This is a genomic window from Streptomyces sp. NPDC096046 (genome assembly GCF_040303285.1).
Lineage (GTDB): Bacteria > Actinomycetota > Actinomycetes > Streptomycetales > Streptomycetaceae > Streptomyces.
The window spans coordinates 110867-128594 of record NZ_JBEOSZ010000011.1; the positions used below are offsets into that span (position 1 = coordinate 110867).

The 17728-nt window shown below is 70.5% G+C and carries 14 protein-coding genes and 2 pseudogenes; 10 read left to right on the forward strand and 6 right to left on the reverse strand.

Annotated elements, in window-relative coordinates; genetic code table 11:
- Window positions 1-44: 44 nt before the first annotated feature.
- Window positions 45-535, reverse strand: a pseudogene (locus tag ABTX62_RS12940) (site-specific integrase); the annotation flags it as partial.
- Between the two features lie 268 nt (window positions 536-803).
- On the opposite strand from ABTX62_RS12940, the gene ABTX62_RS12945 reads away from it, so the two are divergent.
- Together ABTX62_RS12945 and ABTX62_RS12950 are read left to right on the forward strand one after the other, a co-directional pair.
- Window positions 804-1079: a hypothetical protein gene (locus ABTX62_RS12945; RefSeq protein WP_334476569.1), complete on the forward strand. Its 276-nt coding sequence runs from the start codon at window positions 804-806 to the stop codon at window positions 1077-1079.
- On the forward strand, window positions 1076-1486 hold the full coding sequence (locus ABTX62_RS12950) for a type II toxin-antitoxin system VapC family toxin (protein WP_352116202.1): 411 nt from the start codon (window positions 1076-1078) through the stop codon (window positions 1484-1486). Before ABTX62_RS12945 ends, ABTX62_RS12950 begins: the two co-directional genes overlap by 4 nt.
- Before the next feature lie 875 nt (window positions 1487-2361).
- Here the strand turns inward: ABTX62_RS12950 and ABTX62_RS12955 are convergent.
- Genes ABTX62_RS12955 through ABTX62_RS12970 form a run of 4 tightly spaced genes read right to left on the reverse strand, consistent with a single transcriptional unit; the run spans window position 2362 to window position 8022 of the window.
- Complete coding sequence (locus ABTX62_RS12955; protein WP_352116203.1) at window positions 2362-3522, reverse strand: acyl-CoA dehydrogenase family protein; 1161 nt, start codon at window positions 3520-3522, stop codon at window positions 2362-2364.
- A 5-nt stretch (window positions 3523-3527) separates the two neighbouring features.
- Complete coding sequence (locus ABTX62_RS12960; protein ID WP_352116204.1) at window positions 3528-4478, reverse strand: hydroxymethylglutaryl-CoA lyase; 951 nt, start codon at window positions 4476-4478, stop codon at window positions 3528-3530.
- Window positions 4475-6391, reverse strand: coding sequence for an ATP-binding protein (locus ABTX62_RS12965; RefSeq protein WP_352116205.1), 1917 nt, complete (start codon window positions 6389-6391; stop codon window positions 4475-4477). Before ABTX62_RS12965 ends, ABTX62_RS12960 begins: the two co-directional genes overlap by 4 nt.
- Window positions 6392-6405: 14 nt before the next feature.
- A complete protein-coding gene (locus ABTX62_RS12970) occupies window positions 6406-8022 on the reverse strand; it encodes a carboxyl transferase domain-containing protein (protein ID WP_352116206.1) in 1617 nt (538 codons plus the stop codon).
- Between the two features lie 87 nt (window positions 8023-8109).
- Between ABTX62_RS12970 and ABTX62_RS12975 the strand changes: the two genes are divergently transcribed.
- The 3 genes from ABTX62_RS12975 to ABTX62_RS12985 all read left to right on the forward strand — a co-directional run bounded on the left by ABTX62_RS12975 (window position 8110) and on the right by ABTX62_RS12985 (window position 10944).
- Complete coding sequence (locus tag ABTX62_RS12975) at window positions 8110-8703, forward strand: SACE_7040 family transcriptional regulator (protein WP_352116207.1); 594 nt, start codon at window positions 8110-8112, stop codon at window positions 8701-8703.
- Window positions 8704-8850: 147 nt separating this feature from the next.
- Complete coding sequence (locus tag ABTX62_RS12980) at window positions 8851-10008, forward strand: acyl-CoA dehydrogenase family protein (protein ID WP_283973722.1); 1158 nt, start codon at window positions 8851-8853, stop codon at window positions 10006-10008.
- Between the two features lie 45 nt (window positions 10009-10053).
- Window positions 10054-10944 carry an acyl-CoA thioesterase gene (locus ABTX62_RS12985; protein ID WP_352116208.1) on the forward strand — a complete coding sequence of 297 codons (891 nt, stop codon included), beginning with the start codon at window positions 10054-10056 and terminating at the stop codon, window positions 10942-10944.
- On the opposite strand, the gene ABTX62_RS12990 is transcribed toward ABTX62_RS12985, so the two are convergent.
- Window positions 10937-11725, reverse strand: coding sequence for a phosphatase (locus tag ABTX62_RS12990; protein ID WP_352116209.1), 789 nt, complete (start codon window positions 11723-11725; stop codon window positions 10937-10939). The genes ABTX62_RS12985 and ABTX62_RS12990 overlap by 8 nt on opposite strands.
- A gap of 495 nt (window positions 11726-12220) precedes the next feature.
- Between ABTX62_RS12990 and speB the strand changes: the two genes are divergently transcribed.
- From speB to ABTX62_RS13015, 5 genes and pseudogenes are all read left to right on the forward strand, one after another.
- Entirely contained in the window at window positions 12221-13201 is a 981-nt protein-coding gene (speB, locus tag ABTX62_RS12995; RefSeq protein WP_030838119.1) for an agmatinase, read from the forward strand.
- Window positions 13198-14889, forward strand: a complete 1692-nt coding sequence (locus ABTX62_RS13000; RefSeq protein ID WP_352116210.1) for a thiamine pyrophosphate-binding protein — start codon at window positions 13198-13200, stop codon at window positions 14887-14889. The genes speB and ABTX62_RS13000 overlap by 4 nt, the downstream gene beginning before the upstream one ends.
- 117 nt (window positions 14890-15006) lie before the next feature.
- On the forward strand, window positions 15007-16284 hold the full coding sequence (locus ABTX62_RS13005) for an AAA family ATPase (protein WP_352116211.1): 1278 nt from the start codon (window positions 15007-15009) through the stop codon (window positions 16282-16284).
- A complete protein-coding gene (locus ABTX62_RS13010; protein ID WP_352116212.1) occupies window positions 16284-16964 on the forward strand; it encodes an RloB family protein in 681 nt (226 codons plus the stop codon). Before ABTX62_RS13005 ends, ABTX62_RS13010 begins: the two co-directional genes overlap by 1 nt.
- Window positions 16965-17129: 165 nt before the next feature.
- A pseudogene (locus ABTX62_RS13015) lies at window positions 17130-17642 on the forward strand (type I restriction-modification system subunit M N-terminal domain-containing protein); the annotation flags it as partial.
- Between the last annotated feature and the right edge of the window lie 86 nt (window positions 17643-17728).

A 17728-nucleotide genomic window follows, 5' to 3' on the forward strand; every position in this document is an offset into this window, starting at 1 on the left:
CAATCGAGTCGGCCCGAACTTCAGCGTGTTCGTCGAAGCTGGCGTTCCTTGATCACGACGAGTTCGACGCCCTGTTCCAGAAGCAGGGTCGCGGTCGAGTGCCGGAGGTCGTGGAAGCGGATGCGGCGGTGGCCGGCCTTGCGGAGGAGCGTGGTGAAGGCGCGGGTGAGGTTGGTCGGGTCGATCGGTCGGCCGTGCGCCGTCGTGAACACGTGCCGTCGTGCTGCCACGTGGTGCCCGCGGCCTCACGCTCGCGCTGCTGCTGTTCGTGGTGGCGCTTCAGTGACTGGAGGCAGCGGGCAGCGAGGGCGATGCGGCGTTCGGAGGCCCGGGTCTTGGTGGGCAGCGTGGTGAGTCCGCCTGCGCTGGTGCGCTGGAGTGTGCGGCGGATGGCGGCGGTTCCCGCGCGGAGGTCGAGGTCTTCCCAGTGCAGTCCGAGGACGCCGGATCGCAGGCGCAGGGCCGACCAGGGGGCCGACCCTTCAGGTGCGTGGCGCAGGCTACCGAGGGCGGCGGCCGGCGTCGCCACCAGCGGGGAGCGATACCCCGCCGCGGCCCACCCTCTCGGCGGCCCCTCTTCACCGGGCCTCCGCGCTGCCGCACTGGCGGGGACACCGGCATCGCCTCGGCGCCCGAGGCCGCCTTCTCGGCGAACGGGCCGCCGGGGGAAGTGCCAGACAGGACACATGCGGGGACATCGACCAAGTTCTTGGCAATCGTCGGGCGACTGCCCGCAAGCCAGCGGGGGTGAACCTCTGCCGATACCGCTGTCCGGGGCCGCGGGGCCGTCCTACACTGCTGGCGTGACCGCTGCATACGACTACGAGGACATGCACCACCTGGTGGACCGGCTCACCCCGACCCAGGTGCGACGCCTGCGCCTGCTCGTTACCCAGGATGAGGAATTGTCCCAGGTTGCCCAGTCGCTGCCGGCAGTCGACGCGAACGAGGCCGAGGAGTCGGTCCCGGCAGGGCTGCTGGCCCTGATCGGCAGCGTGAATGGACCAGAGGATCTGGCTGAACGGCACGACGACTACATCCGAGAGCGGATGCGCGAGCGCTTCGGCGACTCGGCATGATCGCCACGGTCCTGGACACCGGACCTCTGGCTGCGGCATTCAACGCGGCCGACCGGCGTCACCCGGAGTGCGCTTCCCTGCTGACCTCGCTGACCGGCCGCCGTCTGCTGCCCACCCCGGTCATGACCGAGGTCTGCTGGTTGCTGGAGCGCTGGCCCCAGGTCGAAGCGGCGTTCCTCGCCGAGGTCGCACGGGGAACATTCGAGCTGGTGCACCTCACTCCCACCGACCTGACGCGCATGGGCGAGCTGGTCCTCCAGTACGCCGACTTCCCGCTCGGCGGAGTCGACGCCTCGGTCATCGCGGTGGCCGAGCGCTTCGGCGTGGACCGGGTAGCCACCCTCGATCGGCGGCACTTCAGCGTCGTCAAGCCCGCCCACGTCCCCGCGCTGACGCTCCTGCCGTAGGCCGAGCAGTGGTCTACACCTCTGGCGGCAACAAGCACGGATGCCGGCGCACAACCACGCATCTCGACGCACTGCCAAACCGCCGCTGACCTGCGAAAACGCAGGCGGGGAGGTGGTTGTGGCACACGTACTAGGCGCTGGCGGGGGTGACGCCGGTTTCTGCGCATAACTGCAACAAAGCTGGTTTGGATTTCACTGATGCTGAGAAGCAGAAGGTCTACGACGCTACCGCCGGCGAAGAATGGCGGCGAGTACAAGTGTGACTACTGTGGTCGGGCGGTGGGACGGCGCGCATCGCGAGATGCCAACGGAAACGCCATCAAGGGAAGGCTCGATGATGCTCAGATCGATCACGTGGAGCCGAGGGCCAGTGGCGGATAGGGCGGCGATCATAATGGTGCTATGGCCTGCCGCCGATGCGACAGGGATAAGTCCACGAGGTCTCTAGAGGGTTGGGACGAGAAACGCTCTCCTTCGTATTGCCGGTGAAGGGAAAATCGGCATCGAAGAGAGTGCGCTTGCGAGGGGGGCACCGCGACGGACTCGGATTGCCAGAGTCGGATCGTTGATATGGCCCCTGAGAAGCCCCGCCGGATTTCAATCCGGCGGGGCTTCTCAGGGACTTGATGGCAACGGGGACGGCAAGGTCAGCAGACGGCCGTAGCGGGTGGGTCGCGGGGGGCGTCGCCAGTGGGGCTGAGGGCGTTGCCAAGGGTGTCGGTGGCCTGGCGGTCGAGGCGGAGTTGGACGTGGGCGTGGACGCAGGCGGCGACGCCGACCGGCGTGGCCGACGAGCGCCTTGATCATGACGAGGACGACGTCCTGTTCCGGTAGCAGGGTGGGGGGCGAGTGCTGGGAGGAACAGGTCCTGCCACTCAGCCCACCAGCCCCAACTCCCGCGCGATCAGCATCCGCTGTACCTCGCTCGTCCCCTCGCCGATCTCCAGGATCTTGGAGTCGCGCCACATGCGGGCGACCGGGTACTCGTTCATGAAGCCGTAGCCGCCGTGGATCTGGGTGGCCTCGCGGGCGTTGTCGACCGCGACCGTGGAGGAGTGGAGCTTGGCGAGGGCTGCCTCCTTCTTGAAGGGGGCGCCGGTCACCAGGCGGGCCGCCGCGTCGCGCCAGGCGAGGCGGGACGTGTGGGCCTTCATCTCCATGTCCGCGATCTTGAACTGGATGGCCTGGTTGGCGGCGATGGGCTTGCCGAAGGCGTGGCGCTCCTTGGCGTATTTGACCGACTCGTCGACGCAGCCCTGTGCCAGACCCGTCGCCAGGGCGGCGATCGCGATGCGGCCCTCGTCGAGGATGCGCAGGAACTGGGCGTAGCCGCGGCCCTGCTCGCCCAGGAGGTTCGCCGCCGGGACGCGGACGTCCGTGAAGGACAGCTCACGGGTGTCCGAGGCGTTCCAGCCGACCTTGGAGTAAGGGGCCGCGACCGTGAAGCCGGGGGTGCCCGAGGGGACGATGATCGAGGAGATCTGCGGGCGGCCGTCGGGCTTGCGGCCTGTGACCGCCGTGACCGTCACCAGGCCCGTGATGTCCGTGCCCGAGTTGGTGATGAAGCACTTCGTGCCGTTGATGATCCACTCGTTCGTCGACTCGTCCAGGCGGGCCGTCGTGCGGGTCGCTCCCGCGTCGCTGCCGCCGTCGGGCTCCGTCAGGCCGAACGCGCCGAGGACGTCGCCCGAGCAGAGGCGGGGGAGCCACTCCTGCTTCTGGGCCTCGGTGCCGTAGAGGTGGATCGGCATCGCGCCGAGGGAGACACCGGCCTCCAGGGTGATGGCGACCGAGGAGTCGACACGTGCCAGTTCCTCCAGGGCCACGCCGAGGGCCAAGTAGTCGCCGCCCATGCCGCCGTACTCCTCGGGGAACGGCAGGCCGAACAGGCCCATGCGGCCCATCTCCCGGACGATCTCGTACGGGAACTCGTGCCGCTCGTAGAAGTCGCCGATCTTCGGCGCCACCACCTCGTGTGCGAACTCCTCGACCGTGCGGCGGAGTTCCTCCAGCTCGGGGGAGAGACGGTAGTCCATGGTGATCAGTGCTCCTCGGTGTCCTCGTGGGACAGGGCTCGGACGGTGCGGGAGGGGCTGGGTCGGCCCAGTCGGGCGGCCATCCACGCGCTCGTGGCGACGAGGCGGCCGAGGTCGATTCCGGTGTCGATGCCGAGGCCCCGCAGCATCCACACAAGGTCTTCGGTGGCGAGGTTGCCCGTCGCCGACTTCGCGTACGGGCAGCCGCCCAGGCCACCCGCGGAGGCGTCGACCGTCGTCACGCCGTGCTGGAGCGCGGCGAGGGTGTTGGCGAGGGCCTGGCCGTAGGTGTCGTGGAAGTGCACGCCGAGGGCCGGCACCGGGACGCCCGCCTCGTCCAGGGCCGCGAGGAGTGCGACCACATGGCCCGGGGTGGCCACGCCGATCGTGTCACCCAGGCTCAGCTCGTCGCAGCCCATGTCCAGCAGGGCCCGGCAGACCTGCACCACCTGGGCGATGGGGACCGGGCCCTCCCACGGGTCGCCGAAGCACATCGAGAGGTAGCCGCGGACGTGGACCGACTCGGTCTTCGCCCGGTTCACCACCGGCTCGAACATCGCCAGGGCCTCGTCCACCGTCCGGTTGAGGTTGGCCTTGGCGAAGGACTCCGTGGCGCTGGCGAAGACCGCCACCCGGCGGGCTCCCAGCGTCAGGGCGCGGTCCAGGCCCCTCTCGTTCGGCACGAGGACCGGGAGCGCCACCGGGAGGTCGCCGACGAGTGGGAACAGCTGCTCCGCGTCCGCCAGTTGGGGCACCCACTCGGGGTGGACGAAGCTCGTCGCCTCGATCGTGGTCAGGCCCGCGTCGGCCAGGCGGCGGATGAACTCCGCCTTGATCTGCGTGGGGACCGTCGCCTTCTCGTTCTGCAGGCCGTCGCGCGCGCCGACCTCGTGGATGCGGACCCGGGTGGGGAGGTCCCCGGCCGGGACGGCCATCGGGAGTCCTGGGGCTGTCATTCCGCCGCCTCCTCGTGCGGTGCGATGACCGCCAGGACCTGGTCCATGGCGACCGTGCTGCCGGGTGACACGTCCAGTTCGGCGACCTTGCCGGCGTGCGGGGCGGAGATGACGTGCTCCATCTTCATCGCCTCCACCACCAGCAGGCTCTGACCGGCGCTCACCTCGTCGCCCACCGCGACCTTGACCACCGTGACCGTGCCGGGCATGGGCGCCGTGAGGGAGTCGGCGCCCGCGTGCGCCGACCGGGTCAGGGACGCGGCCACCGGGTCGTGGTCGCGCACGTGCCAGGCGTCGCCGTCGCGGCCGAGCCAGTCGGCGGCGCGGTGGAAGGTGTGCCGGACGCCGTCCAGCGTGACGGTGACCCGGTCGTCGGTGACCGTCGCCGTGCCGCGCGGGGTGCACTCCGATGGTTCCCGCACCCGGAGGTGGAAGGCGGGTGGTTTGCGGGCGCCGCCCAGACGCCAGCCGCTCGGCACCGAGAAGGGGTCCGTCCAGCCGCCCGGCTCGGGCTTCAGGGCCTCAAGGCGTACGGCCGCGGCCGCCTCGTACACCTCCTCCGGTACGTCCGCGGTGACCAGGTCCTCCACCTCGCGCTCGACCAGCCCGGTGTCCATGTCGCCGGAGACCACCGCCGGGTGGGCGAGCAGGCGGCGCAGGAAACCGGCGTTGGTCTGCACGCCGAGCGTGACCGTCTCGGCCAGGGCCGCGCGGAGCTTGCGCAGGGCGGTCGCGCGATCGGGGCCGTAGGCGATGACCTTGGCGAGCATCGGGTCGTAGAGGCTGCCGACCTCCGTGCCCTCGGTGAGGCCCGAGTCGGTGCGGACGCCGTCGCCCTGCGGCTCGCGGAGCCTGAGGACCGTGCCGCCGGAGGGGAGGAAGCCGCGGGCCGGGTCCTCGGCGCAGATGCGGGCCTCCACCGCGTGGCCGGTCAGCGTCACGTCCCGCTGCGTGAAGCCGAGAGGCTCGCCGGCCGCCACCCGCAGCTGCCACTCGACCAGGTCCAGGCCGGTGATCAGCTCCGTGACCGGGTGTTCCACCTGGAGGCGGGTGTTCATCTCCATGAAGTAGTACGACGACGGGTCGGTGCCGGGGACGATGAACTCCACCGTGCCCGCGCCGCGGTAGCCGCAGGAGCGGGCCGCCTGGACCGCCGCCTCGCCCATCGCGGAGCGCGTCTCCTCGGTCAGGAGGACGCTCGGCGCCTCCTCGATGATCTTCTGGTGGCGGCGCTGGAGGGAGCACTCGCGCTCGCCCAGGTGCACCACGTTGCCGTGGCCGTCGGCCAGGACCTGGATCTCGATGTGGCGGGGGCGGTCGATCCAGCGCTCCACCAGCAGGGTGTCGTCGCCGAAGGAGGCGCGGGCCTCGCGGCGCGCCGAGGCGATCTCTTCCTCCAGGCGGGTCAGGTCCCGCACCAGGCGCATGCCCTTGCCGCCGCCGCCCGCGCTGGGCTTCAGCAGCACGGGCGCGCCCAGTTCACGGGCCGCTTCCGCCAGGTCGGGATCGCGTCCACCGGGCACGACCGGCACCCCGGCCTGCTGGACCGTCTCCTTGGCGCGGATCTTGTCGCCCATCAGCGCGATCGCGTCCGCCGGAGGGCCGATGAAGACCAGCCCGGCCTCGGCGCAGGCACGCGCGAAGGCGGCGTTCTCCGCGAGGAAGCCGTAGCCCGGGTGGACGGCCTGCGCGCCCGTGCGGGCCGCCGCCTCCAGCAGGCGCTCCACCGAGAGATAGCTCTCGGACGCCGGGGCCGGTCCGATCCGCACCGCCGTGTCCGCCTCGCGGACGTGCCGGGCGTCGGCGTCCGCGTCGGAGAAGACGGCCACCGAGCGCACGCCCATCGACCGCAGCGTACGGATCACCCGTACGGCGATCTCGCCCCGGTTGGCCACCAGTACTGTCTCGAACATCGTCGTCCGTCCCCTCACATCCGGAAGACGCCGAACTGGGGGTCACCCAGGGGCGCGTTGGCGCACGCGGTCAGGGCCAGGCCCAGGACCTGACGGGTGTCCAGCGGGTCGATGACACCGTCGTCCCAGAGGCGGGCCGTCGCGTAGTAGGCGTTGCCCTGGCGCTCGTACTGGGCGCGGATCGGGGCCTTGAAGGCGTCCTCGTCCTCGGCCGGCCAGGCCTCGCCGCGGGCCTCCAGCTGGTCCCGCTTGACGGTGGCGAGGACCGAGGCGGCCTGCTCACCGCCCATGACCGAGATCTTGGCGTTCGGCCACATCCACAGGAAGCGGGGGGAGTACGCCCTGCCGCACATGGAGTAGTTGCCCGCGCCGTACGAGCCGCCGACCACGACCGTGAGCTTCGGTACGCGCGTGCAGGCCACGGCCGTGACCATCTTGGCGCCGTGCTTGGCGATGCCGCCCGCCTCGTAGTCCTTGCCGACCATGAACCCGGAGATGTTCTGCAGGAACACCAGCGGGATGCCGCGCTGGTCGCACAGCTCGATGAAGTGGGCGCCCTTCTGGGCGGACTCGGCGAACAGGATGCCGTTGTTGGCGACGATGCCCACCGGGTGGCCGTGGATCCGGGCGAAGCCCGTGACCAGGGTCTGGCCGAACTCGGACTTGAACTCGGCGAAGCGGGAGCCGTCGACCACCCGGGCGATGATCTCGCGCACGTCGTAGGGGGTGCGGGAGTCGACCGGGACCGCGCCGTAGAGGCCGTGCGGGTCGACTTTGGGTTCCGTCGCCTCCGTGGCCTCCCAGGGGAGCGGCCCCCGGGCGGGGAGCGTGGAGACGATGGTGCGGACGATGCGCAGCGCGTGCGCGTCGTTCTCCGCGAGGTGGTCGGTGACGCCCGAGACGCGGGAGTGGACCTCGCCGCCGCCGAGCTCCTCGGCCGTGACCACCTCGCCCGTGGCCGCCTTCACCAGGGGCGGGCCGCCCAGGAAGATCGTGCCCTGGTTGCGGACGATCACCGCTTCATCGCTCATCGCCGGGACGTACGCCCCGCCGGCCGTGCAGGAGCCCAGGACGGCGGCGATCTGGGGGATGCCGGCGCCGGACATGCGGGCCTGGTTGTAGAAGATGCGGCCGAAGTGGTCGCGGTCCGGGAAGACCTCGTCCTGCATGGGGAGGAAGGCGCCTCCGGAGTCCACCAGGTAGACACAGGGGAGGCGGTTGTCGAGGGCGACCTCCTGGGCGCGGAGGTGCTTCTTGACCGTCATCGGGTAGTACGTGCCGCCCTTGACCGTGGCGTCGTTGGCGATGACCACCGTCTCGCGGCCGCTGACCCGGCCGATGCCGGCGATGACTCCGGCCGCCGGGGCCTGGCCCTCGTACATCCCGTCGGCCGCGAGCGGGGCCAGCTCCAGGAAGGGCGAGCCCGGGTCGAGGAGGGTGTCCACGCGGTCGCGGGGGAGCAGCTTGCCGCGGGCCGTGTGGCGGGCGCGGGCCTTCTCGCCGCCGCCCTGTGCGGCCGCGGTGAGCTTGCCGCGCAGCTCCTCGACGAGGGCGTGGTGGGCCTCCTCGTTGGCCCGAAAGGCCTCCGACGCGGGGTCTGCCGCGCTCGTGAGCTCCGGTGCCTCGTGCATCCTGCGGGTCCCCTCACTTTGTTAATGAGCGTTAACGCATTTCCTTCAGGTTAACGACCGCTAACCTCCCTGTCTAGAATTGTTTTCATGGCCATCAGAACCGACGCCCCCACCCGCCGTGAGCAGATCCTCAAGGAGGCCGCGCGGCTGTTCGCCGAGCGGGGCTTCCACGGGGTCGGAGTCGACGAGATAGGCGCCGCGGTCGGGATCAGCGGGCCCGGGCTGTACCGGCACTTCGCGGGCAAGGACGCGATGCTCGCGGAGCTGCTGGTGGGGATCAGCGGGCAGTTGCTGACCGGGGCGAAGCGGCGGCTGGCGGAGGCGGACGGGGGTGGGGCGGAGCAGGTGCTCGACTCGCTGATCGAGGGGCATATCGACTTCGCGCTCGACGACCGGCCCCTGATCACCCTGCACGACCGGGAGCTGGACCGCCTCCGGGACACCGACCGGAAGATGGTGCGCCAGCTCCAGCGGCAGTACGTGGAGCTGTGGGTCGGGGTGGTGCGGGCGGTGTACCCGGGGCTCGAAGAGCCCGCGGCCCGGTCGGCCGTGCACTCGGTGTTCGGACTGCTGAACTCGACGCCGCACCTGGGCAGGGCGGGATCGTTGCCGGGGCGGGGGGTCATGGCGGAGCTGCTGCACCGGATGGCGCGGGGGGCGTTCGCGGCGGCGGAGGGCTGACGTGTGCGCCCCCGGCACCCCGCGGAGGTGATCGGCGTGACGAGCGTTACCCCGCGCACTGCGCCCGCGCCCTGGACGCGTCTCGATACTCGCCGGTATCTTTGACTGAGCAAGCGCTTAGACATGCGAAGTCGTGGAGGTGGCGGCGTGCGCCGTACGGTGTTCAACGAGGATCACGAGGCGTTCCGGGAGACCCTTCGCGCCTTCATCGAGGCCGAGGTCGTACCGGTGTACGACGAGTGGTTCGCCGCCGGTCAGGCGCCGCGCGACTTCTACTACAAGCTCGGTGAGCTGGGCATCTTCGGCATCAACGTGCCCGAGGAGTTCGGCGGCGCGGGCCTGGACAGCCACAAGTTCGAGGCCGTCCTCTACGAGGAGACCGCTCGCGCCGGCGTCCAGTTCGGCGGCTCCGGCGTGCACGTGCTGCTCGCCCTGCCGTACATCAAGATGCTCGCCACCGACGAGCAGAAGAAGCGCTACCTGCCGAAGTTCGTCTCCGGCGAGGAGATGTGGGCCATCGCGATGACGGAGCCGGGCACCGGTTCCGACCTCGCGGGCATGAAGTCCACCGCCAAGCTGAGCGAGGACGGCACCCACTACGTCCTCAACGGTGCCAAGACCTTCATCACCGGCGGCGTGCACGCCGACCGTGTGATCGTCTGCGCCCGCACCTCCGCCCCGACCGCCGAGGACCGCCGCCACGGCATCTCCCTCTTCGCCGTGGACACCAAGTCCGAGGGCTACTCCGTCGGCCGCAAGCTCGACAAGCTCGGCCTGAAGACCTCCGACACCGCCGAGCTGGCGTTCGTCGACGTCAAGGTGCCCGTCGAGGACCTCCTCGGCGAGGAGAACAAGGGCTTCCACTACCTCGGCCACAACCTGGCCTCCGAGCGCTGGGGCATCGCCTTCGGTGCCTACGCCCAGGCCAAGGCCGCCGTCCGGTTCGCCAAGCAGTACGTGCAGGAGCGCACCGTCTTCGGCAAGCCCGTCGCGCACTTCCAGAACACCAAGTTCGAGCTGGCCGCCTGCCAGGCCGAGGTGGACGCCGCCGAGGCCGTCGCCGACCGCGCGACCGAGGCCCTGGACGCCGGTGAGCTCACCCCCGCCGAGGCCGCCTCCGCGAAGCTGTTCTGCACCGAGGTCGCCCACCGTGTCATCGACCGCTGCCTCCAGCTGCACGGCGGCTACGGCTACATGAACGAGTACCCGATCGCCCGCCTGTACGCGGACAACCGCGTGAACCGCATCTACGGCGGCACCAGCGAGATCATGAAGACGATCATCGCCAAGGACATGGGCCTGTAAGGCCCCCGACACCGGCACGCGATCACTGGCCGGTACAACTCATCCATGACCCAGGCACTACAGGACCTCCTCGATCTGCTCGACCTGGAGCAGATCGAGGAGGACATCTTCCGCGGCCGGTCCCGGTCCGCCGTCGTCCCCCGGGTCTTCGGCGGACAGGTCGCGGCCCAGGCGCTCGTCGCCGCGGGACGCACGGTCCCCGAGGACCGGCCCGCGCACTCGCTGCACGCGTACTTCCTGCGCCCCGGCGACCCCGGCGCGCCCATCGTCTACACCGTCGACCGGATCCGCGACGGCCGCTCCTTCACCACCCGCCGGGTGGTCGCCGTCCAGCACGGCAAGCCGATCTTCCATCTCTCGGCGTCCTTCCAGACGTACGAGGAGGGACTGGATCACCAGGAGCCGATGCCCGACGCCCCCGATCCCGTGACGCTCCCGACCGGTGCGGAGCGGCTGCGCGGGTACGGGCACCTCGACCCCGTCGTGGTGGAGAAGTTCCTCGAGGCCCGCGCCGCCGTCGATCTGCGGTACGTCGACGAGCCGCCCTACGGGAAGTTCGGCGAGCCGCGCGAGCCGCACTCCCAGGTGTGGTTCCGCACCAACGGCAAGCTCGACAGCGATGTCGACGACCCGCTGCTGCACGTCGTCCTCGCCACCTACGTCTCCGACATGACGCTGCTCGACTCCGTGCTGCTCGCGCACGGGCGCGGCGGCTGGGCCGTCGGGGACGTCGTCGGGGCCTCGCTCGACCACGCGATGTGGTTCCACCGGCCGTTCCGCGCCGACGAGTGGCTGCTGTACGACCAGGAGTCCCCGTCCGCGTACGGCGGCCGGGGACTGGGGCAGGCGAGGATCTACACGCAGGACGGGCGGCTCGCCGTCACCGTGATCCAGGAGGGCGTGGTCCGCGTCCCGCGCGAGCGGGGTCCTAACTGAGGCCCGCCTCCGCCAGCAGGTACGCGGTCATCGGGTCGTAGTGGCGGGGGCTGACCACGTGGTCGTCCAGGGGCACCGCCACCTGCACGGTGCCCTCCGCCTCCGCGAGGAACAGGGCCGGGTCGTTGCAGTCGGCGTAGCCCACGGAGTCCACGCCGTGCCGTCCCGCGTAGCCCGCCCAGCCGTGGTCGGCGACGACCAGGTCGGGCAGCGGGCGGCCCTCGCGCTCCAGGCCCTTCAGGATCGCCTTCATCGGCTCGCCCGAGTGGGTGTGCCACAGGGTGGCGCCGTGCTCCAGCACCGCCACGTCCGCGAACTGCATGACGTAGCCCTCCTCGGTCGTCAGCCCGTCCGGGATGACGACGATCTCGCAGCCGGCCGCGCGCAGGGCGGACGCGGTCGCGCGGTGGACGTCGAGGAGACCGCCGGGGTGACCGGTGGCGAAGAGGACGCGCTGCTGACCGTCCGCCGCCTTGCGCAGCCGCCCGGCCATCCGCTCCAGACCGGCCACGGTCAGCTCCGGGTCGATGGTGTCCTGGCCGTAGCGGTGTTCGGGGTCGTCGTTCACGCCGACACGTTCCGCCATCACCGCCAGAACGTCCTGCTCGTCGCTCCAGCGGTCGCCGAGTTCCAGCCCGAGCCAGTAGTGACGGTCGCCGTTCGCCAGCTTGCGGTAGTGGGAGAGGTTGTTCTCGCGCGGGGTGGCGACGTCGCCCGCGATGCGCGTCCTGACGAGGTGTTCGACGAGTTCGGCGCGGCTGGGTGTCCCGGATATCGGCATGGCATCCATTGTGAGGCAGCGGCCTGCGGGCGTCCCTGGCGTATCGAACGCTGGGACGTGCGTCACGTACTCAGCGGGACCCCGCTCACGTACTCGGATCCGCCACAGCGCGAACCCTGCATGAGCCCCGGTCCTCACACCAGGCGGATGCCCGGATCCCGAACATCGGTCCCGGCGTGATGGACGTTTCCTCCATGCCTTCGCGCTGCGGTGTACGAAATGTACATGTCGCAGTCGTGGGCGGGTGTCTAGTGTCGACCGGACCGGTCGCCCCGGATTCAGACCGGATGTGCTGTGACTGAATGCCGTCGCTCGGGGGCTACGGCGCCGTCTCCTCGAGGGCGAGGCCGGCCGGCGTGGTCGTCTCGCCGCCCGGCGCGAACGCGTCGCCGGGCGGGCATCCGAACCCGTGTCCGAGCCGGTCCCGGCTCCCCGGTAAAGTCGTACGACAAGCAGTACATACGCGATGAAGCGTAGGAAAGAAGGCATTCCTCCATGAGCAGCAACGAGACTCCGCGCGGACCCGTCGACTCCTCCCGCGTCCCGCGGTACGCCGGTCCCGCGACCTTCGCCCGGCTGCCCCGGCTGGACGAGGTCGGCCGGGCCGATGTCGCGGTGGTGGGCGTGCCGTTCGACTCGGGCGTCTCGTACCGGCCGGGCGCCCGCTTCGGCGGCAACGCGATCCGTGAGGCGTCCCGGCTGCTGCGCCCGTACAACCCGGCGCAGGACGCCTCGCCGTTCGCCCTCGCCCAGGTCGCGGACGGCGGCGACATCGCCGTCAACCCGTTCAACATCAACGAGGCCGTCGAGACGGTCGAGGCCGCCGCGGACGACCTGCTCGGCACCGGCGCCCGCCTGATGACCCTCGGCGGTGACCACACCATCGCCCTGCCCCTGCTGCGCTCGGTCGCGAAGAAGCACGGCCCCGTCGCCCTGCTGCACTTCGACGCCCACCTCGACACCTGGGACACCTACTTCGGCGCCGAGTACACGCACGGCACCCCGTTCCGCCGCGCGGTCGAGGAGGGCATCCTCGACACCTCCGCCCTGTCCCACGTCGGCACCCGCGGCCCGCTCTACGGCAAGCAGGACCTGACCGACGACGAGAAGATGGGCTTCGGCATCGTCACCTCCGCCGACGTCTACCGGCGCGGCGCCGACGAGGTCGCCGACCAGCTCCGCCAGCGCATCGGCGACCGCCCGCTGTACATCTCCATCGACATCGACTGCCTCGACCCGGCCCACGCCCCCGGCACCGGTACCCCCGAGGCGGGCGGCATGACCTCGCGCGAACTGCTCGAGATCCTGCGCGGCCTGGCATCCTGCAACCTGGTGTCGGCCGACGTCGTCGAGGTGGCCCCCGCGTACGACCACGCGGAGATCACATCGGTGGCGGCCTCGCACACCGCGTACGAACTGACCACGATCATGTCGCGCCAGATCGCCGCGGCCCGGAAGGACTCGGAAGCCAAGTGACTCACGACCACGACCTGGTGCTCCGCCCCACGCCCGCCCAGACGGAGGCCGCGCTGAACCCTCCTCCGGGCCGCACCGGCGGAGACCTGGTCGTGGAGACGCTGGCCGGGCTGGGCGCGACGACCGTCTTCGGTCTGCCCGGCCAGCACGCCCTCGGCGTGTTCGACGCGCTGCGCCGCTCCGACCTGCGCTACATCGGCCTGCGGGTGGAGAACAACGCCGGGTTCGCCGCGGACGCCTACGGCCGGATCACCGGCGAGGCCGCGCCGCTGCTGCTGTCGACGGGCCCGGGCGCCCTGACCTCGCTCCCCGCGCTCCAGGAGGCCGCGGCGGCCTCCGCGCCCGTGCTGGCGATCAGCAGCCAGGTCCCGACGGCGGGCCTGGGCGGCGGCCGGCACGGCTACCTCCACGAACTCCCGGACCAGGCCGCCTCGTTCCGGGGCGTGGTCAAGTCCGTCCACACGGTCCGTGCCCAGTCCCAGATCCCCTCCGCGATCGAGGCGGCCTGGACGTCGGCGCTGTCGGCCCCGCACGGCCCGGTGTGGGTGGAGATCCCGCAGGACGTCCTGCTCGCCGAGACGGCGATCCCGGTGGTGACGGGCGGCGACGCGTTCCCCGAGGAGCTGCCGCCGCGCCCCGAACTGACCGCCCTGGCCGCCGACCTGCTGTCCAGGGCCGCCCGTCCGGCGATCATCGCGGGCGGGGGCGTGGTCCGCGCGGACGCCTCCGGCAAACTGAGGCAGCTGGCGGAGCGGCTCCGGGCGCCCGTCGTCACCACCCCCGGCGGCAAGGGCGCCTTCCCCTGGACCCACCCGCTGTCGCTCCAGTCCTGGATCGAGGACCGGCACACCACCGACTTCCTGGAGGACGCCGACGTCCTCCTGGTCGTCGGCTCGGGCCTCGGTGAACTCTCCTCGAACTACCACACGTTCAAGCCGCGCGGCCGGGTCGTCCAGATCGAGGCCGACCTTGGCAAGCTGGAGTCCAACCACCCGGCGCTGGGCATCCACGCGGACGCGCGGCCGGCGTTGCAGGCGCTGCTGGAGACGGTGCGGGCCCGCGAGGACGCGACGGCGGCGGACCGCGTCCGGGAGCTGCTCGCGAAGGTCGCCGAGCGCATCGCCGCCCAGGAACTCACCCTGGAACAGGACGTCCTGGCGTCCGTCCGCAAGGCGCTCCCGGCCCACTCCCCGTCCTTCTGGGACATGACGATCCTCGCCTACTGGGCCTGGTCGGCGTTCGACGCCAAGGGCCCCAACCACATGCACTCCGCGCAGGGCGCGGGCGGCCTCGGCTACGCCTTCCCGGCGGCGCTCGGCGCGGCGGTGGCCGACCCGACCCGTCCGGTCCTCGCCGTCTCCGGCGACGGCGGGGCCCTGTACTCCATCGCCGAACTGGCCACGGCCCGCCAGTACGACCTGAACGTCACGTGGCTGATCGTCGACGACGGCGGCTACGGCATCCTGCGCGCGTACATGAACGACGCGTTCGGCGAGGCGACCGCGACGGAGCTGACCCGGCCCGACTACGTGGTCCTGGCGGAGTCGTTCGGCGTCCCCGGGGTGCGTACGACCCCGGAGAACCTGGAGCAGGACCTGGCCGCCGCGCTCGCCGCGCCGGGCCCGCGTGTGGTCGTCCTCCCGGCGATGCTTCGGATGTTCGCGCCGACCCACCTGGGCTCGGACTGATCACCCGATCGGCCGGGCGCGACGACCTTCACGGGATATGTTCCGTGAGGTCGCAGGCGTCCCGGCCGGGCCGATGTCAGATGCGGCCATTACTCTGAGCCCGGAGAGGAGGACAGTGTGCTGCTGCGGTTCCGCGTCGCGAACGTACGGTCCCTGCGAGATGAGCAGGAGCTGTCCTTCGTCGCGCCCGGCGACGAACAGGGCGGGTCGGCGAACCCGGTGGATCTCGCAGGCGGCGGATCCGTCTCCGTTTTCCCGCTGATCGGCATTTTCGGGGCCAACGCCTCCGGCAAGTCCAACGTGCTGACCGCGATGACCGACATGCGCAATGCGGTCCTCAACTCCTACGCGCACTGGGCCTCTTACGACGGCATCCCGCGCCAGGTCTTCTCCCTGGACCCCAAGAGCGAGAGCGAACCCTCCTTCTTCGAGGTCGACGTCGTCATCGACGCGGTCCGCTGGACGTACGGCTTCGAGCTCGGAGCCACCCGCGTCGAGTCCGAATGGCTGCACAGCTACCCGCGTGGTCGCCGTCAGGAATGGCTCGACCGTGACGCCTCCCGGCCGGATGTCTTCAAGTGGCCCGGTGGACGGGTCAAGGACCGATCCCAGCTCGTACGGCGTACGCGGCCGAACGCCCTGCTGCTCTCCACGGCCGGCACGGACAACCACCCGCAGCTCTCCCCACTGTTCCACTGGTTCCGCCGCAACTTCTGGATGATCAACCCGGAGGTCGAGCGGGACGAGCGCGCGCGGTACACCACGAAAGAACTGTCCGGTCCGAGGGCCACCAGGATCCAGGAGCTGCTGAGGGTCGCCGACCTCGGCATCACCGGAGCGACGGTCGTCCAGGACGGCCCGGGCCAGGACACGGTGAAGCTGACGCACCACTCGGCTGCCGGGGACGTCTCCTTCGACTGGCAGGAGGAGTCCTACGGCACCCGGTCCTGGTTCGCCCTCCTGGGCCCACTGCTCCTCGCCCTCGACGAAGGCGCGGTCCTGCTCGTCGACGAACTCGACGCCAGCCTGCACTCCCGGTTCGCGGCCGAGGTCGTCCGGCTCTTCCACGACCCGTACGCGAACCCCAGGGGCGCCCAGCTGGTCTTCACGTCGCACGACGCGACGGTGCTCACCACCCCGAGCGGCGAGCGGCTCCTCGACCCGGCGCAGGTGTGGCTGACGGAAAAGGACAAGGACGGGGCGACCGAGCTGTATCCGCTCACCGATGTGGAGCCGGGCGAGGACGAGGACCTCACGCAGTCCTATCTCGCGGGGGCCTTCGGCGGGGTTCCGGCCCTCTTGGAGGGGCAGATCGCGCGGCGGCTGCTGGTGGCACGCGAGGCCGGCACGTACGACGAGACAGGCGAGCGAGCGGACGGGGCGGGGCGCGACTGATGGGGCGGGCGCAGAGGGGCAGGGACTCGTGGGAGCGTCCGGCCCGGCGGGGCGGACAGCGCAAGCGCCAGGTCTTCATTTTCACCGAGGGCAAGGTGACCGAGCCCTCGTATCTCGACATCCTCAAGGACCAGGGCGTCCCACTCGCCGACGAGGTCCCGGTGGAGATGCACATCGCCAACCGCAGGGCCGACAGCGGACGCAAGCCGCTCGACCTCGTCGAGCAGGCGATCAGTCTGAAGCGCGAAGAGGACCGCAAGGCGAAGCGGGCCAAACTGGAGGAGAAGTACCTGCCTCAGGTCTGGTGCCTCTTCGACCACGACAACTACAAGTACGTCCGCGACGCACTGGATCAGGCGGCGCAGGCGGGCATCGGCGTTGCCTTCTCACACCCGTGCTTCGAGGTGTGGCGCCTCGCGCACTACAAGCCGGTCAGCGGCTCGTTCGCCGGGGTGTGCGGAGGGGCGGCCGACCGGCTCCCGTTCCAGCGGGGCTCCCAGGACGCCAAGACTCCCAAGGTCGTCCTTCCGCACCAGGTCCTGGGCCGCTACAAGGCGGCGCGGAAGAACGCCGAGCGGATGAATGGCCAGCACCCGGCCCATGTGGGCAAGTGGGACAAGGACCCTTACACGGACGTGCACGAGTTCGTGGAGAAGGCACTGCACATCGACACGTACTGACACCTCTCGGCCATGATCATGCGCTGATTTCGGTATGACCCGAACGGGGTCATAGGGTCTCTCCGTCATCACAGGTCGGGTCGTAGGGAGTCGTACGTGGCCAAGCTGACGCTCGCCCAGTTGGAACGGCATCTGTGGGCCGCCGCGGACATTCTGCGCGGCACGATGGACGCCTCCGAATACAAGGACTACATCTTCGGACTGCTCTTCCTGAAGCGGGCCAACGACGAGTTCGAGGCGGCCAGGGACAGGCTCAGGCAGTACGCCGTCGAGGAGCTGAAGCTCAGCGACGAAGATCTTCCCGGCTACCTGGAGCAGGCAGGCCCTTACCGCAAGCGCGATGTGCTGTATGTGCCGGAGGAGGCTCGTTGGCACAACGTCTCCGCTGCCACCTCCAACATCAACGAGATGACCCTGCGTCCGGCTCTCCAAGCACTCGAGGGACAGAACGCGAAGCTCAAAGGCCTCTTCGACCACCTCGACTTCAACCGCATCGGTGGATCGGGTGCCGCGTCCAGCACGGCCAAGCTCGCCGACCAGCGCCTGAAGCTCCTCATCGCGCACTTCGGGCGGATCCGGCTGCGGACGGAGGACTTCGAGTTCCCCGACCTGATCGGTGCCGCCTACGAGTACCTGATCAAGGAGTTCGCGGACACAGCCGGACGCAAGGGCGGCGAGTTCTACACCCCGCGCGCCGTGGTTCGGATGATGGTCGAGCTCCTCGCCCCCACCGAGAACATGAGGACTCATCCACGCGGCGGAGT

Coding starts and splice junctions, on each gene's coding strand:
- ABTX62_RS12950 (WP_352116202.1), top strand. CDS start 1,076: ATGATCGCCACGGTCCTGGACACCGGACCTCTGGCTGCGGCATTCAAC.
- ABTX62_RS12955 (WP_352116203.1), bottom strand. CDS start 3,522: ATGGACTACCGTCTCTCCCCCGAGCTGGAGGAACTCCGCCGCACGGTC.
- ABTX62_RS12960 (WP_352116204.1), bottom strand. CDS start 4,478: ATGACAGCCCCAGGACTCCCGATGGCCGTCCCGGCCGGGGACCTCCCC.
- ABTX62_RS12965 (WP_352116205.1), bottom strand. CDS start 6,391: ATGTTCGAGACAGTACTGGTGGCCAACCGGGGCGAGATCGCCGTACGG.
- ABTX62_RS12970 (WP_352116206.1), bottom strand. CDS start 8,022: ATGCACGAGGCACCGGAGCTCACGAGCGCGGCAGACCCCGCGTCGGAG.
- ABTX62_RS12975 (WP_352116207.1), top strand. CDS start 8,110: ATGGCCATCAGAACCGACGCCCCCACCCGCCGTGAGCAGATCCTCAAG.
- ABTX62_RS12985 (WP_352116208.1), top strand. CDS start 10,054: ATGACCCAGGCACTACAGGACCTCCTCGATCTGCTCGACCTGGAGCAG.
- ABTX62_RS12990 (WP_352116209.1), bottom strand. CDS start 11,725: ATGCCGATATCCGGGACACCCAGCCGCGCCGAACTCGTCGAACACCTC.
- speB (WP_030838119.1), top strand. CDS start 12,221: ATGAGCAGCAACGAGACTCCGCGCGGACCCGTCGACTCCTCCCGCGTC.
- ABTX62_RS13010 (WP_352116212.1), top strand. CDS start 16,284: ATGGGGCGGGCGCAGAGGGGCAGGGACTCGTGGGAGCGTCCGGCCCGG.